Genomic DNA, 4,359 nt, shown 5'->3' with positions numbered 1-4,359 from the left:
CGGCCACTTTCATGGGCTATGTCGAGAACATTATTCCTCTGAGTAATCCGCATGGCCGTGAAGACGAAACCTGGATGCACGGCTGGACTGTCTTCTACTGGGCTTGGTGGATTTCTTGGTCACCATTTGTCGGTATGTTCATTGCCCGTGTTTCTAAGGGCAGAACGGTTAGAGAGTTCCTGATTGCCGTAATCTTTATTCCAACCCTGATTACCCTGATCTGGATGTCTGTCTTTGGTGGTATTGCTATCGACCAGGTGGTGAATAAAGTTGGTGAGCTAGGTGCAAACGGGCTGACTGATATTTCTCTGACTCTGTTTCACGTATTTGATGCTCTGCCATTTGGCTCGATCATCTCAGTGATCTCTATCGCACTAATCTTGGTGTTTTTTATCACCTCGTCTGATTCAGGCTCTCTGGTTATCGATAGCATTACAGCTGGCGGTAAAGTGGATGCTCCTGTTCCGCAGCGTATCTTCTGGGCAACCGTTGAAGGTGCAATTGCAGCAGTCATGTTGTGGGTCGGCGGAACCGAAGCGATTCAGGCTCTGCAGGCTGGTACCATAGCCACAGCCCTACCGTTTACCATTATTCTCCTATTGATGTGTGTGAGTCTCATCAAAGGGTTGAGAACCGAAAAATCGCTCTACACGGCGAAAGGGACGAGCATTAACGCAAGCCCTTCTCTTTAATTAAACAAAAATGGTCAGCATCATGCTGACCATTTTTTTCCCATCCGAACTATTGTCCATCCGGTATCACATTACCATTCTCATCATAGGCCTGAACGTTGAAATGGTACTCAACACATTTCTCGTAGTCGCCTTTGAACAGCGCGTTAAAAGCATACTGGTAAGGGACAAGCTTACATGCAAAACTATGGTTCCCCGGTGTATTCGGATTCCAGCCCCAGTCTTTATCCCAGGTGATCATTAACGCTCCTGATCCACTTGTATCAAATGGCTTCATATCGGCACAACCCAACTTCTCGCCAGTGATATCAAGATTCAGTTCCTTGGCAAAGAGACGGTAATAATCAATCCTGTTTTGCGCCAGATTGGTTTCGGCTCCCTTGTTACACTCATAGGCGCCATTAATGATCTGAATTGTTGCCCCGAATCCGGCCTCGATACCCGCCGCTTTGTCGGCGGCATTTGGCTTCCAGGTTCCATCAATAACATGCAACATACTCGGTTTCGGAGGCTGTGGGTAGACATAGAAAAAGACTGCCGAAGCAAGATTCAACCAGGTATCGGCGACCAATGCGGGGTTTTCCAACAAGATACTCTGATCGCCGAACATAGCTTCCGAGAACGGGCCATAATTATAGTTCCAGCTCAGCTGCTTAGCCCCTCGACCAAAATAACTCTTGCCTGGCGCGCATGGCCACTTCTCACCCTGCCAGCCGCTACATTTACTGTAGGTACTGTCGGGCTTATCTTCGGACTTATACATTTCGCGCAGGTAATACAGTCCCTGCCGCCACTCAGGTACCCCTTTTGATGTCTCCCAGCTTGGAGCATGTGCCCCTGTTTCCTGAACAAAGTGGGCAAACATGGTGGTGATAGAACGTTTACAAATGTCGTCTGAATTACGACCGTCGGTATAGGTCCGACAGAACGCAGGGAACTTGGCTATTGCCTGAAGAAAACGTGTATAGGTGTACTTCTCATTGCGCAGCGGGAAAAGATAGTTCCACATCGCCTCATCAACAATAGTCTCGACGCGGCGGACATTCTCCGGGTTCGCTATGTTCAGAGGAGTCACAGCTTCCACCAACGCATTACCAAGCGTCGCAATATCAGAGCGTACCAAGCTAAACAGCTCTGTGCTGGTTTGTTGCGTTTCGAAAGCTTCCAGCTCACTGCGCGGCATTAAGTATCCGCCTTTACCATCAGGGATCACCGTCAAGCCGGGTTCCGGATTAGGGTTGGGACCTGGGCCGGGTCCAGGCTCTACAGGAGTGGAACAATCTGAGGGTTTCCAAAACCATGATGGTGATGCTGACGGTGTGTCCCATGCACCCGGATTATTCTGGGCGATATAGCAACTTCCGTTATAGCTAACCACATCACCATTAACGACCTGAGTCTGGCCCGGCACCCATTCTATGGGTTGTGCATTAGCGAGGGTCACGCCGCTTGCACTAACACCGAGTGCCATACCAATCAAATAACCAATTCTTTTAGTCTTATTGATGTTCAACATAAATAACAAGCCTCCGTTCTATCTTTCGGGTTCTGGTTATTATTTGTTCAACAAAAATACGGTGCGATGTGATTCAAATTTAAATTGTCAGGCGTTCGAGTGTATTCACATTATTTCTGATAGCGAGAATATTCTCGCAGTGAATTATCGATATCACGCAAAGAATTATTCTGTTGATAAAATTAGCAAAAAACGCAATTACCGCTTCACCCGACCTCTGGCATTCGCAGCTACAATGAGTCGGTTAATCAGCACTTTTTTCTTAGTCTCTGACGCAGTATTAAGCTCGCGGATCACCCGGCTAATTTCAGAATCAAGGTACTTAGCCGTCTTAGTGCGGACCATCGCACTAATGACTTTATCGGCGTTGACCGGCAACGGTTGGGCCAGTGCCCACTGATAGCTATAGTTCTGGTCGCTCTCCAAACCACTATCTGCCTCCTTATCATCAATAACGATTTCTAATGGAGACTGAACATCGGCTTCACGTCCTAACTTCTTGTAATACTCGCAGACAACAGGAGATCGATAATGTGGCAGCTCGCCACTTTGGTATAGCTTCGGCCCCAGCTCTCTGGCCAGTTCTACTTTCGCCTCCAATACAAAAGTACTCGCATTGGTCGCTTTAGCCGTTGGTTTGTCCGGCTCGGTAAAATACACCATCGCCCGATCTTTGGCCCGTGTCAGGCCAACATAGGCCAGTCGCCGTTCTTCCTCAACATCGGCTGCAATACTCCCCGACGATTTATTCATATAAGGGAAGGCATCCTTATCCCAGAAAGGCAGGTGAACATGATTATATTCACAACCTTTGGCACGGAAAATCGTTGTCAACTGAACACCCGAAGCTTGGTTATTGGCTTCCTCTGTACGCTGGACAGATTGCTGTGCCGACCTCTGAGTATAATACTCGAAATACTGCAGAGCCTTTTCACAGTTCTGATCCATAGATTCCAGCACCGTTGCCACACTGTCGAGCCTTTCAATGGCCTCTTCGATTTCAGTCGCCGTCGCCTCGGTTTTCCATATCCAGTTATCGAGCCCGCTCTCATTACGATACTGGTTATAAACTTCCAGCGCCTTGAAGCTCCCCTTTCGCTGCAGCCGCACCAGCAGCTCCAATCGCTCAATCAGGTTATCCAGCTTCAGGCTAGTATTCGCTTTCTCGTACCGGGCGATAAACACCAACCAGTTAGTGGTTTCCATACCGGCCAGCTGATCGCATAGCGGACGCAGTTCCTTATTTGGCACATAGCAATGGGGGAAACTCAAAAAACTAAATAACAACAAAGACTTTTGCTGCTGAGGCATCTCACTATACCTACCGGTTGCCAGCAACATAAGTTCAGTCAGCAACCTGACTTCCCGACTGTTAGCCAGCACCGAAGGGACCGGCATTTGGTAAGGCACCTGCTTGCTCAAAAAAGCCAGCTCAAACAACAAGGTCTGCGACCAGCGCCGCACTAGAATAGCAACGTCTGACGGCTCGCCGCCATCAGCGATATAGTTCAGCACCGATTGGGCAATTTCACCAACCTGGCGCGAAGTACCTGACACCTCTATGGCAGTATCACTGATACCTTCGTCAGAAATGGTGAGAAAATCACTGAATCGTTGCTTATTGTTGGCAATAAGATGGCTGGCAGATAAGGCCAGACTATGCCCGAACCGGAAGGTGCGCGACAGGGTATAGGTACTGGCAGGGGCAAAATCCTGTTCAAAATCCAGCATGAACTGTGGTGCACTACCCCGCCACTTATAGATACACTGATCGACATCACCGACAGCCAGTAACTGTGTCTCCGGACCCAGCAACTGCTTGAGCAACCGATACTGAGCCGTATTAATATCCTGGAACTCATCAACCACCACAAGCTTGCAGTACTGATGGTAATGCTCACGTATTGCATCATTGCCTTCGAGCAATTTCACCGACTCCACCAGCCAGTCATCAAAAAACAACACCTTTTGCTGCTTGCGCAAGATCTCGAACTGCTCAAAGGCATCGATAATAAACAAATAGTCCCGGCTGATTTCTGACATCCGGAACACTTCGCGCGGCGGCAACATGTATGCTTTCACCAAGCCGATAAAACTCAGTAATAGTTCAATAGTCTTGGGATCTTTGACCATTTGTTGGCGCTGGAAGCT

3 protein-coding genes are annotated in these 4,359 nt (G+C 48.4%); 1 reads left to right on the top strand and 2 read right to left on the bottom strand.

Annotation, left to right across the window (positions count from 1 at the left end; translation table 11 throughout):
- On the top strand, positions 1-692 hold a 692-nt coding region (locus MHN01_RS17965), incomplete at its 5' end, for a BCCT family transporter (RefSeq protein WP_239412595.1).
- Positions 693-741: 49 nt separating this feature from the next.
- Here the strand turns inward: MHN01_RS17965 and MHN01_RS17960 are convergent.
- Positions 742-2,208: a glycoside hydrolase family 19 protein gene (locus MHN01_RS17960; protein WP_239412594.1), complete on the bottom strand. Its 1,467-nt coding sequence runs from the start codon at positions 2,206-2,208 to the stop codon at positions 742-744.
- A 198-nt stretch (positions 2,209-2,406) separates the two neighbouring features.
- Positions 2,407-4,359, bottom strand: a 1,953-nt coding sequence (locus MHN01_RS17955; RefSeq protein WP_239412593.1) for an ATP-dependent helicase, incomplete at its 5' end; no start/stop codon positions are given.

It is taken from the genome of Photobacterium sp. OFAV2-7 (assembly GCF_022347985.1).
Classification (GTDB): Bacteria; Pseudomonadota; Gammaproteobacteria; order Enterobacterales; family Vibrionaceae; genus Photobacterium.
The sequence above is the reverse complement of the archived record's forward strand: the minus strand, read 5'-3'. Positions and strand labels throughout refer to the sequence as shown.